This is a genomic window from Dietzia natronolimnaea (assembly GCF_002289575.1).
GTDB classification, from domain to species: domain Bacteria; phylum Actinomycetota; class Actinomycetes; order Mycobacteriales; family Mycobacteriaceae; genus Dietzia; species Dietzia natronolimnaea_A.
Genome location: NZ_NTGA01000011.1, coordinates 32,623 through 49,007 on the forward strand (window position 1 = coordinate 32,623; position 16,385 = coordinate 49,007).

A 16,385-nucleotide genomic window follows, 5' to 3' on the forward strand; every position below is an offset into this window, starting at 1 on the left:
TGGTCACTCCTGGGGGGTGGTGGTGTCGGTGCTGTCGGGCTCGGTGCTGTCGGGCTCAGTGCTGTCGGGCTCAGCGACGACGGCGAGGATGGTGCCGGTCTCGACCTGCGTGCCCACCTCGACGGGGAGCTCGCTGACGACGCCGTCCACCGCCGCGGAGATGGTGTGTTCCATCTTCATGGCCTCCATCCACAACAGCGGTTGGCCGGCGGTGACGGTGTCCCCCACGGAGACGGCCACCCGGATGACCGCGCCCGGCATGGGGGCGAGCAGCGATCCCGCGGCGACCTCCGCTCCGGGGTCGGTGTAGCGGGGCGGTTCGACGAACGAGACCGGTCCGAGGGGCGAGTCCACCTCCACGACGGTGTCCGAGCCGGCCACCTCGTACCGGTTCACGGAGAAGGTGTGGCGGACTCCCCTGATCTCGAGGTCCACCGCGTCGGGGCGGACCTGTCCGACGTCGACGACCTCCGCGAGATCACCATCCGGGTGGGCGCCGGAACGGTCGCGGAAATAGGCCACCTCGAGGTCCTCCTCGCCATGGCGCAGAATCCGCCTCTGCAGGGTGCGGCCGACGTTCCGGAATCCGGCCCGGGCCAGCGGCACGGGGCCGGCGGCGTGGTCGGCGGTCCCGGACACCAGCGCGGCGGCCAGGGCCGAGATCCGCACGGCCTCGTCGTCGGCGAGCGGGGCGGCGAGCGCAGCGGACCCGTGGTCGTCGAGGAACGCGGTGGACAGGTTGCCGGCGATGAACTCGGGGTGGCGCAGCACCCGGACGAGCTGGGCCCGGTTGGTGGTCAGCCCGTGGACCCTCGCCCGGGCGAGGGCACCGGCCAGGGAGGCACAGGCCTCGGAGCGGGTGCGACCGTAGGAGATGACCTTGGCGAGCATGGGGTCGTAGTGCACCCCGATGAGCGCCCCGTCCGGCCCCGGCTCGACACCGCTGTCCAGCCGGATGCCGGGTCGGTGGGGACCCTCGAACCGGGTGGAGACCCCGGGGACGTCGAGCGCCCAGAGCGTGCCCGAGCCCGGGGTGTAGTCGTGGGCCGGGTCCTCGGCGTAGAGACGCGCCTCGACGGACCAGCCGTGGGCGGCCGGGGGTTCGGGGGACGGTAGCGGCAGTCCCGCGGCCACATCCAGCTGGAGCGCCACCAGGTCCAGGCCTGTCGTGGCCTCGGTGACCGGGTGCTCCACCTGGAGACGGGTGTTCATCTCGAGGAAGAAGAACTCGCCGTCGTCGGTGGCGAGGAACTCGACCGTGCCGGCTCCGGTGTACCCGATCGCGGACGCCGCGTCGCGGGCGGCCGAATACAGCTTCTCGCGCATCCCCGGGGTCCGCTCGACCAGCGGGCTCGGCGCCTCCTCGATGACCTTCTGGTGGCGCCGCTGGATGGAGCACTCGCGCTCCCCCACCGCCCACACGGTCCCGTGGGAGTCGGCCATGATCTGGACCTCGATGTGGCGGCCACGCTCGAGGAATCGTTCGCAGAACACCGCGTCGTCACCGAAGGCCGACCTGGCCTCGCGCTGCGCGGCGTCGATCTCGTCATGGAGCGAGTCGAGGGTGCGGACGATCCGCATGCCACGACCGCCGCCGCCCGCAGACGCCTTGACGAGTACCGGGAGCATGTCCTCGGTGACGTCGGCCGGCTCGAGGTCGCTGAGCATGGGCACGCCCGCCTCGCCCATCATCTTCTTGGCCTCGATCTTCGAGCCCATCGCCTCGATGGCGGACACCGGCGGGCCGACCCAGGTGAGCCCCGCGTCGATCACGTCGCGAGCGAACCCGGCGTTCTCGGACAGGAACCCGTAGCCCGGGTGGACCGCGTCGGCGCCGGCGGCCCTCGCCGCGGCGATGACCAGGTCACCGCGCAGGTAGGTCTCCCCGGGGGTGTTGCCCGGCAATCGGACCGCGGCATCGGCCTCGCGGGTGTGGGGCGCCTCGGCATCGGCGTCGGAGTAGACCGCCACCGTGGTCATGCCCAGTGCGCGGGCGGTGCGGTGGACACGGCGGGCGATCTCCCCGCGGTTGGCGACCAGGACCGAGGCGATCGGGACAGGGGTGATCGGGGCAGGGGTGGGTGCGTTCTGCATGATGGAGTTCCTCACATCCGGAAGATGCCGAAGCGGTCGGTTCCGGCGACGTCTCCGGAGTGGATCGCGGACAGGCTCAGACCCAGGACGGTCCGGGTGTCGCGGGGGTCGATGATGCCGTCGTCGTAGAGCATCCCGGACAGGAAGGCCGGCAGCGATTCCTTCTCGATCTGGTCGGCGATCATGGTCTTGAGGCCGTCGATCGTCTCCTGGCTCATCTCCTCGCCCCGCGCGGCCGAGGCCGCGGCGGCCACGGAGGTCACCACGTCGGCGAGCTGCTGGCCCCCCATGACCGCGGACTTGGCGCTCGGCCACGTGTAGAGGAACCGGGGGTCGAACGCGCGGCCGCACATGCCGTAGTGGCCCGCGCCGTAGGAGGCCGCGGTGATGAGCGACAGGTGCGGGACCTCGGAGTTGGAGACCGCGTTGATCATCATCGACCCGTGCTTGATGATGCCGCCGCGCTCGTACTCGGAGCCCACCATGTAGCCGGTGGTGTTGTGCATGAAGAGCAGCGGGGTGTCGTAGCGGTTGGCCAGCTCGATGAACTGCGTGGCCTTCTGCGCCTCCGCACTGAACAGCACACCGCGGGCGTTGGCGATGATGCCGACCGGGTATCCGTGGATCTCGGCCCACCCGGTCACCAGGCTCGCCCCGTAGAGCGGCTTGAACTCGTCGAAGTCGGATGCGTCCACGACGCGCGCGATGATCTCGCGCGGATCGAACGGGATCTTGAGGTCGTCCGGGACGATGCCGAGGAGGTCCTCGGCGTCGTACAGCGGCGGGGCGACCCCGGCGCGCGGGGCCCGCCCGGACTTGGTCCAGTTGAGCCGGCGGACGATGCCGCGCGTGATGCGCGCCGCGTCGGCCTCGTCGGCGGCGAGGTGGTCGGCCAGACCGGAGACGCGGGCGTGCATGTCCGCGCCACCGAGGGTCTCCTCGTCGGCGATCTCGCCGGTGGCGGCCTTGACGAGGGGCGGCCCCGCGAGGAACACCTTCGAGCGCTCCTCGATCATGACCACGTGGTCGCTCATCCCCGGGACGTACGCTCCGCCCGCGGTGGAGTTCCCGTAGACCACCGCGATGGTGGGGATGCCCGCCTTCGACAACCGGGTGAGGTCGCGGAAGAGCGCTCCTCCCGGGATGAACACCTCCTTCTGCGTGGGCAGGTCGGCGCCCCCGGACTCGACGAGGCTGATCACCGGCAGCCGGTTCTTCATGGCCACGTCGTTGAGGCGCAGGATCTTGCGCAGTGTCCACGGGTTGGAGGTGCCGCCCTTGACCGTCGGGTCGTTGGCGATGAGCAGGCACTCGACGCCCTCGACCACTCCGATTCCGGCGACCACGGAGGCACCGGTCTGGAAGTCGGAGCCCCACGCGGCCAGTGCGCACAGCTCGAGGAACGGCGACTCGCGGTCGAGGACCATGTCGATCCGCTCCCGGGCGGTGAACTTGCCCCGCTCGCGGTGGCGGGCGACCTTGCGCTCGCCGCCTCCGGCGAGAGCGGGCTCGAGATCGGCCGCGAGCCGGGTGAGCTTGTCCTCCATGGCGGCCCTGGCGGCGGCGAACTCGGCGCCGGTGGTGTCGAGTGTGGAGCGCAGGACGGTCATGCGGTGTACCCCAGACGACGTCCGGCGAGGGTGGTGAGGATCTCGGTGGTCCCGCCGCCGATGCCCAACAGGCGGACATCGCGGAACTGCCGGCTCACCTCGGACTCGGCCATGTAGCCGAGCCCCCCGAAGAGCTGGAGCGCCTGGGTCGCGACCCACTCCGCGCACTCGACGGCGGTGTTCTTGGCAAAGCAGACCTCGGCGATCGAATCGTGCCCCGCCTCGGCCAGGTCCACGCAGCGGTGGGTGTAGGTGCGGGCGACATCGATGCGGCGGGCCATCTCGGTGACGGTGTTCTGCACGGCCTGCCGGGAGAGCAGGGGTCGGCCGAAGGTCTCCCGCTCGCGGACCCAGTCCAGGGTCAGGTCCAGGCACCGCTGGGCGTGGGAGTACCCCTGCGCGGCAAGCGCCGCGCGCTCTCCCACGAAGCCGATCGCGATCTGCGCGAACCCGTCGTTCTCGGCGCCGACGAGGTTCTCCGCGGGAACCCGGCAGTCGGTGAACGTCAGCTCGGCGGTGTCCGAGGCGCGCCAGCCCAGCTTCTCCAGCGGGGCCGAGCGGTGGAAACCGGGCGTGTCGGTGGGGATCACGAGCAGACTCACGCCCGCCGCCCCCCTGAGCTCGTCGCCACCGGTTCGCACGGCGGTCACCACGAAGTCGGCGCGGGTGCCGGAGGTGATGTACGTCTTGGCGCCGTTGACGACGAAGTGGTCCCCGTCCCGGCGGGCGGTGGTGGTGAGACGTCCGACGTCGGAGCCACCGCCGGGTTCGGTGATCGCCAGGGAGCCGATCATCTCGCCGGCGAGCGTGGGCGCGACCCAGCGCTCGATCTGATCGGGCCTGCCGGACTGGGCCAGGTGCGGCGTGGCGATGCCGCAGGTGAACAGCGAGGCGAACACACCGCCGGAGACCCCGGCCTCGTGGAGGGCCTCGCACACGATCAGCGAGTCCCGCATGTCGCCGCCCCCGCCGCCCACCTCCTCGGGGAACGAGACCCCGAGCAGGCCCAGCTGGCCGGCCTTGGCATGGAGCTCACGGGGGAGCACGCCCGCGGCCTCCCACTCGTCCTGGTGGGGCAGGATCTCGCGCTGGGCGAAACGGGTCGTGGTCTCGCGCAGGGCGAGGCTCTCTTCCGAGTACCAGGGGTCCCCGGGCACGTACGGCGGGATGGTCACGAGTTCTCCTTCGCGGGTGCCGGCTCGGCGGATGCCGTAGCGGCGGGGACGGGGGCGGTGATGTCGTGCGGGACGTCGACTACGCGGGAGCGCAGCCATTCGGCGAGACCCTTGGCCTGCGGATCCCAGCGGTAGCCGTGGGCGACCCCCTTGCCGAGCAGTCCGTCGACGACGAAGTTCAGGGCATTGATGCGCGGCAGTTCGTATCGCTCGATCGCCAGGTCGGCGGTCTCCGGGAGGAGACGGCGGATCTCGGCGACGGTGAGGGTCTCGCGCATCCAGCGGTAGGCCTCCGCATCACCGGCCCACAGCCCGATGTTGGCGGTGCCGCCCTTGTCCCCCGAGCGGGCGCCGAGCACGTCCCCCAGGGGCCTACGGGTGGTGGGCTGCGACTCCGACCACGCCGGCAGCGGCGCGCCCTCGGCGTCGAGTCCGTCGGACGCGTGGCCGTCGCCCATCTCACGGGTGTCCTCCGGGGGCGCGATGTCGACCCTGGTGCCGTCGGGCAGCACCGCGACGTGGGGCACCTTCTCCTGGTCGAGGTAGGCGGGGACGTACACGCCGTACGGGCCACCGCGACCGGGGGGCGCGCTGGGCGTGGCACCCGGGTAGCTCGCCAGGATCATGGCCACGGCGGCGTCCGAGAACGCCCGACCCACCACGTCTTTGTCCGGATCCCAGGCGACGACGGTCAGCAGGGCGGTCGCCGCGGCCTGGGTGTCGGCGTCCGCGTGGTCCGTGCGCATCAGGCGGAAGTCGATCTCCGCCGGACGGGTGGCGAGGCCGGCCAGGACCTGCCGCTCGACCAGTGCGGCCTTGTCCTCGATGTCCAGCCCGGTGAGCAGGAACGTGACCTCGTTGCGGAAGCCACCGAGGCACGTCACCGACACCTTGGTGGTGGTGGGGGCGGTCTCGCCGCGCACACCGGAGATGCGGACGCGGTCGGCGCCCTCCTGCTCGAGGCGAGCGGTGTCCAGGCGGGTGACGACGTCGGGCCCGCCGTAGCGCGCCCCGGTGACCTCGTAGAGGAGTTGGGAGGTGACGGTGCCGACCGTCACCGCTCCCCCGGTCCCGGCGTGCTTGGTGATGACGGAGGTGCCGTCGGAGGCGATCTCGGCGATGGGGAACCCGGGGGTGACGGGGTCGGCGATCTCACCGCGGTTGAAGAAGGCGTAGTTGCCGCCCGTGGCCTGGGTCCCGCACTCGATGACGTGCCCCGCGACGGTGGCGCCGGCGAGGGCGTCGAGGTCCGTCCGAGTCCACCCGAAGTGGCTGATCGCCGGACCGACGATGACCGAGGCGTCGGTGACGCGACCGGTGACGACGATGTCGGCGCCGGCGTCCAGACAGCGGGCGATCCCGAAGCCCCCGAGGTAGGCGTTGGCGGTGACCGGGAAGCCGGCGTCGGCCGGGATGTCGAGTTCCGAGACCCGGTCGATCAGGTCGTCGCCCTCGACGTGCGCGACCCGCGGGGACAGCCCCAGCCGCGATCCGAGCTCGACGACCGCGCCGGCCAGGCCGGCGGGGTTGAGACCGCCCGCGTTCGCGACGATCCTGACGTTCTTCTCCAGCGCCAGCCCGAGACAGTCCTCGAGCTGCCGCAGGAAGGTCTTGGCGTATCCCAGCTCTGCGTTCTTCATCCGGTCGCGGCCGAGGATCAGCATGGTGAGTTCGGCCAGGTAGTCGCCGGTGAGGACGTCGAGCTCGCCGCCCTCGAGCATCTCGCGCATGGCGGAGAACCGATCGCCGTAGAACCCTGACATGTTGCCGACGCGGAGCGGAGGCACGGTCGACTCAGGGCCGACGCGGAGCGGGGTGTTGTCCACGGTCATGCCCGTGCTCCCTTCTCGCGGCCGCCGCCGGGGAGGCCGGCGAACGCCTGGGCGACGCGCAGCCAGCCCCGCGCGTCCTCGCCGACCGCCTCGAGAGCCGTGTCGTCGAGGTGTACTCGTTGCGTCACCAGCAGGCAGAAGTCGAGGATCGGGCCGGTGACGCGCTGCTGGGCGTCGTCCGGGCCGAACTCGAGGACGGTGCCGTCGGACCGGGTGAGCGCGAGATGCACCTCGGAGGCGGGGGCCTCGAGCCCGTTCATCTGGTAGGCGAAGCCCCGGGTCTTCCAGCCCAGCCGGGCGACGTGCGGGAGGGCACCGAGGAAGGCCGGGTCGGTATCGACAGCGACGCCGAGCGCGTCCGCGACGTCCACCCCGTGGGCCCAGGTCTCCATGACCCGGGCGGTGGTCATGGACTTGGGCCGCATGGGCGGGCCGAACCACGGGATCTGCTCCCCCGGGTCGGCGGCCTTGAGGGCGTCGGCGAGCTCCCCGCGGGCGAGGCGCCATCGTGCCAGGACCTCGTCACGGCCGGAGGCCGCGACCTCCGTGGCGCCGGCGTCCACGAAACCGGTCGGATCGGCCATCGCCGTGTCGACCACCGCCTGGAAGGCGTCCGCGTCGCGGATGGCGGTGACGGAGACCTCGTCAGTCCAGGCCAGGTGGGCGATCTGCATGGCGACGTCCCAGCCCGCGGCCGGGGTGTCGGTGTGCCAGCGATCGGGCCCGGCGGTCTCGACGAGCTCGTCCACCCGCGCACTGAGGGTGGCGAGGGCGGCGTGCGGGTCCTCCGACTCGGAGGGCGGGGGGTTTGTCATGGCGGGAACGATTCCACTTCCGCCGAAATAAAGCAAGCATGCTTGCTTGCTTTTCTCCGCGACGACTGGGAGGCTGGCCCACGGTGACCCACATCACTCCCGACGCGGGACGCCCGACCCCTCTCCCGACCCCTTACGGAGGCACCGTGCGACTGGACATGACCGGAATCGACCCCGTGGACCACGCCCTGGCCCGCCGCTGCTCGGTGGGCGACATCCCCACCCGGGCGGCGGCCACCTTCTCGGACCGGATCGCCCTCACGGACGATGCCGGGTCGTGGTCCTTCCTCGAACTCGAGTCCGTCTCCAACCGTTTCGCCCACGGTCTGGTGGCGCACGGGATCGAGGCGGAGGAGCCGGTCGCGATCCTGTCGACGAACTGCCGCGAGTTCGTGGCCACCTATTTCGGCACGGCCAAGGCCGGGATGGTCTCGCTGCCCATCAACCTGCTGTCCGGGCTGGACAACATCGCGCACGCCCTGACCGACTCGGGGACCCGCATCCTCGTCGTCCACGGTTCACTCGCGGAACTGGTGATGGGAGCGGTCGCCGCCATGCCCGGGATCCGCACCGTCGTCGTCATCGGAGGCGTCCCCGACGGGTTGACGGCCACCGCCGACGGTCCCGACCTGATCGGGTGGGACGACCTGCTGTCCGGCGACGACTCCAGCCCCGACACGTTGATCGGTGACCGCCAGGTCGTGCAGTGCCTCTACTCCTCGGGCACCACCTCACGCCCCAAGGGCGTCCTCACCTCGCACCTCGCCGTGTCCATGGCCGCCCTGGGCAACGGGGCCGTCTTCGGCCTGAACTGGGGCGCCGAGGCCTCGGTGACCGTGTGCCCGCTCCCCCTCTTCCACACCGCCGGTCTCAACGGGGTCCTGCTGTCGGCGGTCACCATGGGGGCGACCGTCCACCTCCTGCCGGGTTTCGACCCGGTCGGATACGCCGAGACCGTCGCCCGCGTCCGGGCCACCCATCTGGTGGGCCTGCCCCTCATGCTGGAGGCCCTGGCGGACGGGGCCGACCGCGGCCTCGACCTGTCCTCGCTCCGGTTCCTGCTCTACGCCATGGCCCCGATGTCCGAGGAGATGCGCCGGCGCCTCGACGCCGCACTCCCGGATGCCCGGATGGTCCTGGCCTCGGGGATGAGCGAGTGCACCCCGGCCACCGTCATGCAGTGGCCGGAGCTCAATCCGGACAAATCCGACTCCTGGGGGTACCCCACCCCGATCGCGGAGAACAGGATCAGTGAACCGGGCGGTTCCGCACTCGTGCCCGCCGGGGAGGACGGTGAGATCGTCTACCGCGGCCCCACGGTGATGGAGGGCTACTGGAACAACCCCGAGGCCAACTCCGAGGCGTTCGTGGGTGGCCGCCTGCACTCGGGGGACCTCGGGCGCATCGACACCGAGGGGGTGGTGTGGTTCGCCGACCGCGTCAAGGACATCGTCAAATCCGGCGGCGAGAACGTCTCGTCACTGCACGTCGAGCGTGTCCTCATGGACCACCCGCACATCGCCGAGGTCGCGTGCGTCGGCCGCCCCGACCCCCGGTGGGGCGAGCTCGTGGTGGTGGTATTGGTTCCCGCAGAGGGTGCGCCGGACGGCGACGACCTCAAGGCCTCGGTCATGGAGTTCGGGGCCGAGCGTCTGTCCTCCTCACACCGGCCACGAGACGTGGTGGTGGTCGACACCATCCCGCGCACGGCGACCGGCAAGATCCGGAAGGTCGAGCTCCGCGCGGCGACCTGACCCGTCCCGGTCAGCGGCGGTCCCGGTCAGGGGCCGACCTCGAGGAGCTCGCCCGGGATCTCCAGGCTCGCGGCCGCGAGGTCGGACCCGAGCCCGGGTCGCAACACCTCGCCCCGCGGGGGCCGCGCGACGACGTTGACCGCCCGGAGGTTGGGCAGCAGGTAGCGGCGGAGCTCCATACCCTCCAGCCCCGGGACGAGTTCACGGAACCGCTCGTCGGTGAGTTCGCCCGCGAGCCACGCGAACGCGGCGTCGTCCCAGGTCCACACCGCGATGTTGACACCGCGTCCCACGACCCCCCGGCGGACGCTCGCCACCGACCCCAGCGCGGCGGCGACCGGTCGTCCGCCCGGGACCGTGCCCGGGGTCCACGGGGTCGGCAGTTCACCGGGTCCGATGTCCGCGGTCTCCCCCGGCACCGGGACCGCGACGCGCGTGCCGTCGGGCAGCACGACCGAGTGCCCGGCGTCCTCCTGCGCGACCGGACGGGCGACGCGGGAGGGACGCGCGCCCTCCCCGTCCCCGCGGCTCATGCCCACCGCCGCCACGACGGGCGGGGCTGGCTCGCCACGGGCCCCGCTGATCCGGACCCGGTCGGCGCCCTCCTGGGCCAACCGGAGCGAGTCGAGGCGCAGCACCACGTCCGGCGCGGCGTAGCGGGCCCCCGCGACGCCGTCGAGAAGCTGGTCGGTGACGGTCCCGACGGTGACCGAGCCGAAGGCGGAGGGATGGCGCGTGACGACCGCGCACCCGTCGTCGGCGATCTCCGCGATGGGGTATCCGCCGGTCACGGGGTCGGTGGTGCGGGTGACGTCGGTCGAGGAGTCCACGACCCCCGTCGCGCCGGGTCCGCCGGAGAGCACATGTCCCACCGCGACCGATCCGGCCAGCGCGTCGAGTGCGGACGGTGTCCACCCGTGGTGCGCGGCGGCGGCGCCGGTGACGAGGGCCTCGCGGCTGACGCGACCGGTGACGACGACGACGGCCCCGGCAGCCAGGGCCCGCGCGATGCCGAAGGCCCCGTGGCGCACCGTCGCGACATCGACCTCACCGAGACCGAGCGCGGCGGCCCGGTCCGTCACGTCACCGGGGTCGACCCAGGCCACGGGAAGGTCCAGACCCCGCGACCGGGCGAGCTCGCGCAACTCGGTGGCGAGCCCCTCGGGATCGAGGGCGCCGGCGTTGGTGACGATCCGGACCCCCCCGGTACCGAGGCGGCCGAGGCACTCGCCGATCTGGACCACCGCGGCCCGCTCGTATCCCGGCCCGCCCGCCACCCGTTGCCCGGCGAGCTCGAGCACCGCCTCGTCGGAGAGCATGTCCAGGGCGAGGACGTCGAGCGTGGCGGCGTCGAGGAACTCGGCCGTCGCGGTGGCGCGGTCACCACGTGAGGCCGAGACGTTTCCGATGCGGAGGGGGCTCTGGGTGGTCGTCATCGATCCTCGGGCTCCTTGTCGGTGCGGCGTTCGTCTATCCCAGCATGCCCCCGGTCGCGGTGAGACGAGCGTGGAACGAGAAGGCGTCTACGAGGATATGCGGGGCCACAGTCCTGACGGTCCGCCGGTCGTCCCGTCCCGCACGTCTGCCGGTCGCACGAGGCCCGGGCGGATAGACTCGCCTGATCAGACGCCCGCCGTGTCCTCCAGGAGTGAGCCGTGCCCCCCAGGACCGCCCCGATCCCCGACCGCATCGACCAGGCCCGCGCCAACTGGGAACGCGAGGGATGGATCGACGCGGCCCAGGGGATGACCGTGGTGACATCGGTCATGCGCGCGCACCAGATCCTGCTGGCGAGGGTGGAGGAGACACTGCGCCCCTGGAACCTGTCGTTCCCCCGCTACGAACTCCTGCGCCTGCTGGCCTTCTCGAGGTCCGGCTCGCTCCCCATCACCAAGGCCTCCGAGCGACTGCAGGTGCACGTCACCAGCGTCACCAGCGCGATGAAGCGCCTCCTGGACGCCGGGCTGGTCGAGCGCCGACCACACCCGACCGACGGCCGGACCACCCTGGTGGAGATCACCGCCGAGGGCCGGCGTGTGGTCTCCGAGGCCACCGCGGCGCTCAACGCCGGGGTCTTCTCCGATCCCGGGATGGACCGGTCGGAACAGTCGGCGCTGATCGAGGCCATCTCGTCGCTCCGGCGGACCGCCGGCGACTTCTGACCAGCGGGGCCCCGGAGTAACAACACCGCGCCCGGCCCCCTCTCGGGTGGGGCCGGGCGCGGCTGTCCGGGGAGGATCCGTGGTGCGGATCCTGGACCGAGCTCGTCAGACCTCGGTCACGGCATCTCGGTGGCGACGAGCCGTGAGTCGTCCGGCTCGGCGTCGGCGTGGATGGCGTTCTTGCTCGACTCCGTCATGAGGAAGATGCAGACCATGGACATGACGGACAGCGCGGAGAGCATCAGGCCCACGCCGAAGGTGTTGCCGGCGCCGATCATCGCGGCGGCGGCCAGCGGCGGCAGTGCACCACCGAGGATGCCGGCGAGGTTGTAGCCCAGGCCGGCGCCGGTGTAACGGTAGCGGGCCTGGAACAGCTCCGGGAGCAGCGCGCCGGCCGGGCCGTAGGCGATACCGAAGATGACCAGCGTGACGAACAGGACCAGACCGAAGGCGACGGTCGACCCGGTGTCGAGGATCGGGAAGACGAACAGCGTCCACGGGATGGCGAGCCCGACCGAGGTGCCGATGACCTTCCTCCGGCCGATCTTGTCGGAGTACATCGCCGACAACGCGATGGCGGCGCCGAAGATCAGCGCGGCGATCATGCCCATGCCCAGGACGAACGGACGCGAGTGGCCCAGGGTGGCGGTGGCGTAGTTGGTGAGGAACGAGGTGCCCATGTAGAAGAGGGAGAACAGCGAGGTGAGCGCGCCACCGGCGATGAGGATCTCCTTCCACTGGTACCGCAGCGCATCGGCGAACGGCAGCGTCTTGGGAGCGGTGACCCTGTTCGCGGCCCGGTCCGCCGCCTCGGTCGCCGCGGCCTCCCTGGCCTCTCGGGCCTGGGTCTGGCGGAAGACGGGGGTCTCCTCGACGGTGAGACGGATCCACAAACCAACCAGGACCAGAACGGCGGAGAGCAGGAACGGGATACGCCAGCCGTACTGCATGAACGGGCTGTCGAGATCCGCGCCGCCACCGGCGACGAGGGAGAACACGAGGAACGTGCCGGAGGAGAGGAAGAAGGCGAAGGCCACGCCCAGCTGCGGCCACATGGCCATCATGCCGCGCTTACCCTCGGGAGCGTACTCGGCCGTGAGCAGGGTCGCCCCGGCCCATTCGCCGCCGACCGCGAAGCCCTGGAAGAACCTGCACACCACGAGGAGTGTCGGTGCCCAGATCCCGATGCCGCCCGAGAAGACGCCGAAGGCCCCGGTGCTGTACCCGGGCAGCAGACCGATGAACACGGTCGCGACGCCCATGATGATGAGCGTCCACACGAGGGTGTTCTTGCGGCCGATCCGGTCACCGAAGTGGCCGAAGATCGCCGCACCGACCGGCCGGGCGAAGAACGCCACGGCGAACGTCGCGAATGAGGACAGCGTCGCCGTCGCGGGGTTCTGGTCGGGGAAGAACAGCGCCGGGAAGACGAGCGCGGCGGCGGTGCCGTAGATGAAGAAGTCGTACCACTCGATGGTGGTACCGATCGAGGAGGCCGCGGCGACCTTCTTCAGTGAGGTCTTCTGCGTGACCTGCGGAAGAGTGGGGGACTGCGGTGCCGCGTCCCCCGGCGGGGTGGTTCCTGACTGCGTCAAGACAACTCCAGTCGTGTCTGATTCGCCGGGTATCGGACCTCCGGCGAGAGGGGTGATCGCCGACGCTGTGGCGTCGATTGAGGCGAACAGTATGTGATGACCACCACACCCGGTACACCCGAAAGTATGTCGGTCGTGATCCGCCCCACACCCGGGGTCGTGGTGTCCGACCGGATGCCCCGGGGGCCAGCCGGCCCTAGGGTGTGCGCCGTACCGTGCCCCCGACTGACTGGAGACACCGATGTCGTCCAACGATCACCGACGGCTCCGCGAACAGTCCCTCGACTTCCTCCGTTCCGGATACCTCTTCACCTCCCGCGTGCGGCAACGCGCGGGACTGCCCGCCGACTCGCAGACGCCGGTGCGCCTGCGCCTCATGGGTCGCAAGGCCGTACTGCTGCGCGGAGTGGAGGGTGTCCGCCACTTCTACGACTCCGACAAGGTCAAGCGCGAGGGTGCGATGCCCGCGTTCGTCCGGCTCCCGCTCTTCGGACCCGGCGCTGTCCACGGCCTGGACGGCGACGCCCACACCGTCCGGAAGAACGCGCTCGCCGACCTGGCCTACGACGACGACCGGGTGGCACACTTCGCCTCCCTCGTGGCGGAGGAACTCGAGCACATGCTCGACGAGTGGTCGCGCCACGGATCGGGCACCGTCTACCACGACACGACCACCGCCTACGGCCGGGCGGCCTTCCGCTGGGCCGGGTTGCCGCTGCGCCCCGAGGAGTCGAACAGGCGCGCGCGTCAGATGAGCAGACTCCTCGACACCTTCGGCCGGATCTCGGGGAACCCCGTGGCGCAGGTGGAACGCCTCCGTCTCGACCGCTGGGCCACGTCCCTGGTGCGGAAGGTCCGGTCGGGGGCGATTTACCCCGACCCCGATTCGGTCCTGGCGGCGATGGCCGACCTCCGTGACGAGAACGGCCGCTTGGTCGACGACCGCACCGCGGCGGTGGAGCTGCAGAATCTCACCCGCCCCACCGTGGCGGTCGCCCGATTCGCGGCGTTCGCCGCCGCGGCCCTGGCAGAGAACCCCGCGTGGCGGGACCGCATCCGCGAGGCGTCGGCGGACGCCGGCCGGCTCACCGAGGTCCCCGAGGCGGTCGCCTTCGCCCAGGAGGTGAGGCGGGTCTACCCGTTCGTCCCGATGCTGCCGGCGCTGGCCACGACGGACTTCGAGGTCCGCGGCTGCCCGGTACATGAGGGTCAGCGCGTCCTTCTCGACCTCCAGGGAACGGACACGGATCCGAACCACTGGCGCGACGCAGGGACGTTCGACCCGGAACGGTTCCTCGGCGTCGATGACGCCGAACAACTGGAGGCGTTCATCCCACACGGGGGCGCCGGGGTGCGCTCCGGCCACCGGTGCCCCGGCGAGAAGATCGCGGTGACCGCCCTGTCCGCGACCGTCGCGGCGCTGTGCAGGCCGGGGGTGCGGATCAGCGACGACACCGACGACCTGACGTTCCCGTGGACCACGATGCTCACCCGGCCGGCGACCGGGGTCAGGGTCCGGGTGCACCCGACCCCCGCGTGACGAGGGGGTCGGCCGTGTCAGATCAGGGCAGGACGCCCAGGAGCCGGGCCCGGGCCACGGACTCCATCCGTGACCGTGTGCCCAGCTTGGTACCGATGTTGCGCAGGTAGGCCTTGATCGTCTCCGGTGACAGGGACAGTCGGGCGCCGACCTCGGCGTTGGAACACCCGAGAGCGACCTGTGCGAGGACATCGATCTCCCGGGGTGACAGGACCGTCGACGACGGGCCGGGGTCCCGTCCCGTCTCCGGAGCCCGGCCCACCCCCGCCAGCGCGGAACCCGCCGCCAGGAGCCTCTCGCGGAGATCAGGATCACCGAGCTCGGCGGCGATGGCCCGCAACTCACCGTGGAGGACACGCAGACGTTCCCTGTCGGACGATTCCAGCCCGAAGCTCTGCTCGGCCGCGGCGTGATCGGCCATCCGCAGCCGTCGGTCGACCTCGTCGTGGACCTTGAACTCCGAGGCCAGGTCCGCGGCGACGGTCGTGAACGTCCGGGTGACCTGGTCGCCGAGCTGGGTCGCGACCCGAGCCGATCCGTAGAGGATCGTCCGCGCCACCCCCGAGACGATCACGGGGACCGAGATGATCGCCCGCAGGCCTTCGCGGTCCACCGCGTCGGCGTAGTCGCGGGTGATTCTCGAGCACTCCTCGTAGTCGCGCACCGTCGCCGGTCGTTTCGAGGCCATCACGTGACCACCGAGCCCACGGCCCCTGGCCACGGCCAGCCCCTGCATGGAGTCGGTGCGGACCCCGATGAAGTGGTTCAGTCTGGCGGTCTCACCGGTGACGTCGCCGGCGAAGACGACGGGCATACCGGAATCACGGCGGGCTCGGCGCAGGGCTCCCAGTACAGCGTCTGAATCTTTGGGTCGGAGGGTGGACATGGTGTTCTCCCGAGAGTGGAGGTGTTCAGCTCCGCGAGGACTCGCGGATACTGGAGATGATGGCGCTGAAGTCCTTGCCACCGTTGTCCTGCGCGAACTCGTCGTACAGGGCCGCCGCTGCCGCGCCGAGCGGAGCGACCGTACCAGTGCTCTCCAGGGCCGCGAGCGCCAGCCCGAGATCTTTGTTCATGAGAGCCGTCGCGAAGCCGGGCGTGAAATCGTTGTTGGCGGGCGAGGTGGGAACGGGACCGGGGACGGGGCAGTTGGTGTGCAGCGCCCAGCTGTTGCCGGTGGCACCGGTGACCACGTCGAACAGGGCCTGGTGATCGAGACCCAGTCCCTCCGCGAGCACGAACGCCTCGGCGATCGCGATCTGGTGCACGGCGAGCACCATGTTGTTGCAGACCTTGGCGGCCTGGCCGGCCCCTGCTCCGCCGCAGTGGATGACCTTGCCCGCCATCGGCTCGAGCACCGGCTGCGCGGCCGCGAAGGCCTCGTCCTCCCCGCCGACCATGAACGCCAGGGTTCCGGCGGTCGCGCCCTTCACGCCGCCCGAGACGGGGGCGTCGACCTGGAGCATCCCGGCGTCCACGGCCTTGGCGTGGACCGCACGCGCGTCGTCGACCGAGATGGTGGAGGAGTCGATGAACAGGGTCCCCTCCCCCGCCTCGCCCAGGACGTCGTCATAGGTCGAGGTCACGAGCGCACCGTTGGGCAGCATCGTGATCACCACACCGGCTCCCCGGACCGCCTCGGCCGGCGAGTCGCACACGGTGATCCCGGCGGTCCGGGCCGCGTCCTGTGCCGCGGCGACCGGGTCGAACCCCCTGACGACGAATCCGGCCCCGACCAGGTTGGCGGCCATGGGACCACCCATGTTGCCCAGCCCGAGGAAGGCCACAGTCTGCGATCGGTTGTCCAT

At 71.2% G+C, this 16,385-nt stretch carries 12 protein-coding genes; 3 read left to right on the top strand and 9 right to left on the bottom strand.

Annotation, left to right across the window (positions count from 1 at the left end; genetic code table 11):
• Positions 1–3: 3 nt before the first annotated feature.
• From CEY15_RS05355 to CEY15_RS05375, 5 genes are read right to left on the bottom strand one after another with little or no spacing between them, the layout of a single operon-like run.
• Entirely contained in the window at positions 4–2,094 is a 2,091-nt protein-coding gene (locus CEY15_RS05355; RefSeq protein ID WP_095717602.1) for an acetyl/propionyl/methylcrotonyl-CoA carboxylase subunit alpha, read from the bottom strand.
• Positions 2,095–2,105: 11 nt separating this feature from the next.
• On the bottom strand, positions 2,106–3,704 hold the full coding sequence (locus CEY15_RS05360) for an acyl-CoA carboxylase subunit beta (RefSeq protein ID WP_095717603.1): 1,599 nt from the start codon (positions 3,702–3,704) through the stop codon (positions 2,106–2,108).
• The gene (locus CEY15_RS05365) at positions 3,701–4,879 is read right to left on the bottom strand and encodes an acyl-CoA dehydrogenase family protein (RefSeq protein ID WP_095717604.1); all 1,179 of its coding nucleotides are present in this window, start codon (positions 4,877–4,879) and stop codon (positions 3,701–3,703) included. The genes CEY15_RS05360 and CEY15_RS05365 overlap by 4 nt, the downstream gene beginning before the upstream one ends.
• Positions 4,876–6,711 (bottom strand): acyclic terpene utilization AtuA family protein, encoded by a 1,836-nt coding sequence (locus CEY15_RS05370; protein ID WP_095717605.1) that lies wholly within the window; start codon positions 6,709–6,711, stop codon positions 4,876–4,878. The genes CEY15_RS05365 and CEY15_RS05370 overlap by 4 nt, the downstream gene beginning before the upstream one ends.
• On the bottom strand, positions 6,708–7,526 hold the full coding sequence (locus CEY15_RS05375; RefSeq protein ID WP_095717606.1) for a TIGR03084 family metal-binding protein: 819 nt from the start codon (positions 7,524–7,526) through the stop codon (positions 6,708–6,710). Before CEY15_RS05375 ends, CEY15_RS05370 begins: the two co-directional genes overlap by 4 nt.
• Before the next feature lie 158 nt (positions 7,527–7,684).
• On the opposite strand from CEY15_RS05375, the gene CEY15_RS05380 reads away from it, so the two are divergent.
• Positions 7,685–9,280 (top strand): class I adenylate-forming enzyme family protein, encoded by a 1,596-nt coding sequence (locus CEY15_RS05380; RefSeq protein ID WP_245847284.1) that lies wholly within the window; start codon positions 7,685–7,687, stop codon positions 9,278–9,280.
• 26 nt (positions 9,281–9,306) lie between these two features.
• Here the strand turns inward: CEY15_RS05380 and CEY15_RS05385 are convergent, their stop codons facing one another.
• A complete protein-coding gene (locus CEY15_RS05385) occupies positions 9,307–10,716 on the bottom strand; it encodes an acyclic terpene utilization AtuA family protein (protein ID WP_095717608.1) in 1,410 nt (469 codons plus the stop codon).
• A gap of 219 nt (positions 10,717–10,935) precedes the next feature.
• On the opposite strand from CEY15_RS05385, the gene CEY15_RS05390 reads away from it, so the two are divergent.
• Positions 10,936–11,442: a MarR family winged helix-turn-helix transcriptional regulator gene (locus CEY15_RS05390; RefSeq protein ID WP_095717609.1), complete on the top strand. Its 507-nt coding sequence runs from the start codon at positions 10,936–10,938 to the stop codon at positions 11,440–11,442.
• 116 nt (positions 11,443–11,558) lie between these two features.
• On the opposite strand, the gene CEY15_RS05395 is transcribed toward CEY15_RS05390, so the two are convergent.
• Complete coding sequence (locus tag CEY15_RS05395) at positions 11,559–13,037, bottom strand: MFS transporter (protein WP_095717610.1); 1,479 nt, start codon at positions 13,035–13,037, stop codon at positions 11,559–11,561.
• A 241-nt stretch (positions 13,038–13,278) separates the two neighbouring features.
• On the opposite strand from CEY15_RS05395, the gene CEY15_RS05400 reads away from it, so the two are divergent.
• A complete protein-coding gene (locus CEY15_RS05400; RefSeq protein ID WP_095717611.1) occupies positions 13,279–14,577 on the top strand; it encodes a cytochrome P450 in 1,299 nt (432 codons plus the stop codon).
• Positions 14,578–14,599: 22 nt separating this feature from the next.
• On the opposite strand, the gene CEY15_RS05405 is transcribed toward CEY15_RS05400, so the two are convergent.
• Positions 14,600–15,391 carry a LuxR C-terminal-related transcriptional regulator gene (locus CEY15_RS05405; RefSeq protein WP_245847285.1) on the bottom strand — a complete coding sequence of 264 codons (792 nt, stop codon included), beginning with the start codon at positions 15,389–15,391 and terminating at the stop codon, positions 14,600–14,602.
• Between the two features lie 97 nt (positions 15,392–15,488).
• The gene (mmsB, locus tag CEY15_RS05410; RefSeq protein WP_095717613.1) at positions 15,489–16,385 is read right to left on the bottom strand and encodes a 3-hydroxyisobutyrate dehydrogenase; all 897 of its coding nucleotides are present in this window, start codon (positions 16,383–16,385) and stop codon (positions 15,489–15,491) included.

Excerpts from the sequence above, each read along its gene's own strand:
- CEY15_RS05355 (WP_095717602.1), bottom strand. The coding sequence starts at position 2,094 with ATGCAGAACGCACCCACCCCTGCCCCGATCACCCCTGTCCCGATCGCC.
- CEY15_RS05360 (WP_095717603.1), bottom strand. The coding sequence starts at position 3,704 with ATGACCGTCCTGCGCTCCACACTCGACACCACCGGCGCCGAGTTCGCC.
- CEY15_RS05370 (WP_095717605.1), bottom strand. The coding sequence starts at position 6,711 with ATGACCGTGGACAACACCCCGCTCCGCGTCGGCCCTGAGTCGACCGTG.
- CEY15_RS05375 (WP_095717606.1), bottom strand. The coding sequence starts at position 7,526 with ATGACAAACCCCCCGCCCTCCGAGTCGGAGGACCCGCACGCCGCCCTC.
- CEY15_RS05380 (WP_245847284.1), top strand. The coding sequence starts at position 7,685 with ATGACCGGAATCGACCCCGTGGACCACGCCCTGGCCCGCCGCTGCTCG.
- CEY15_RS05385 (WP_095717608.1), bottom strand. The coding sequence starts at position 10,716 with ATGACGACCACCCAGAGCCCCCTCCGCATCGGAAACGTCTCGGCCTCA.
- CEY15_RS05400 (WP_095717611.1), top strand. The coding sequence starts at position 13,279 with ATGTCGTCCAACGATCACCGACGGCTCCGCGAACAGTCCCTCGACTTC.
- CEY15_RS05405 (WP_245847285.1), bottom strand. The coding sequence starts at position 15,391 with ATGCCCGTCGTCTTCGCCGGCGACGTCACCGGTGAGACCGCCAGACTG.
- mmsB (WP_095717613.1), bottom strand. The coding sequence starts at position 16,385 with ATGGACAACCGATCGCAGACTGTGGCCTTCCTCGGGCTGGGCAACATG.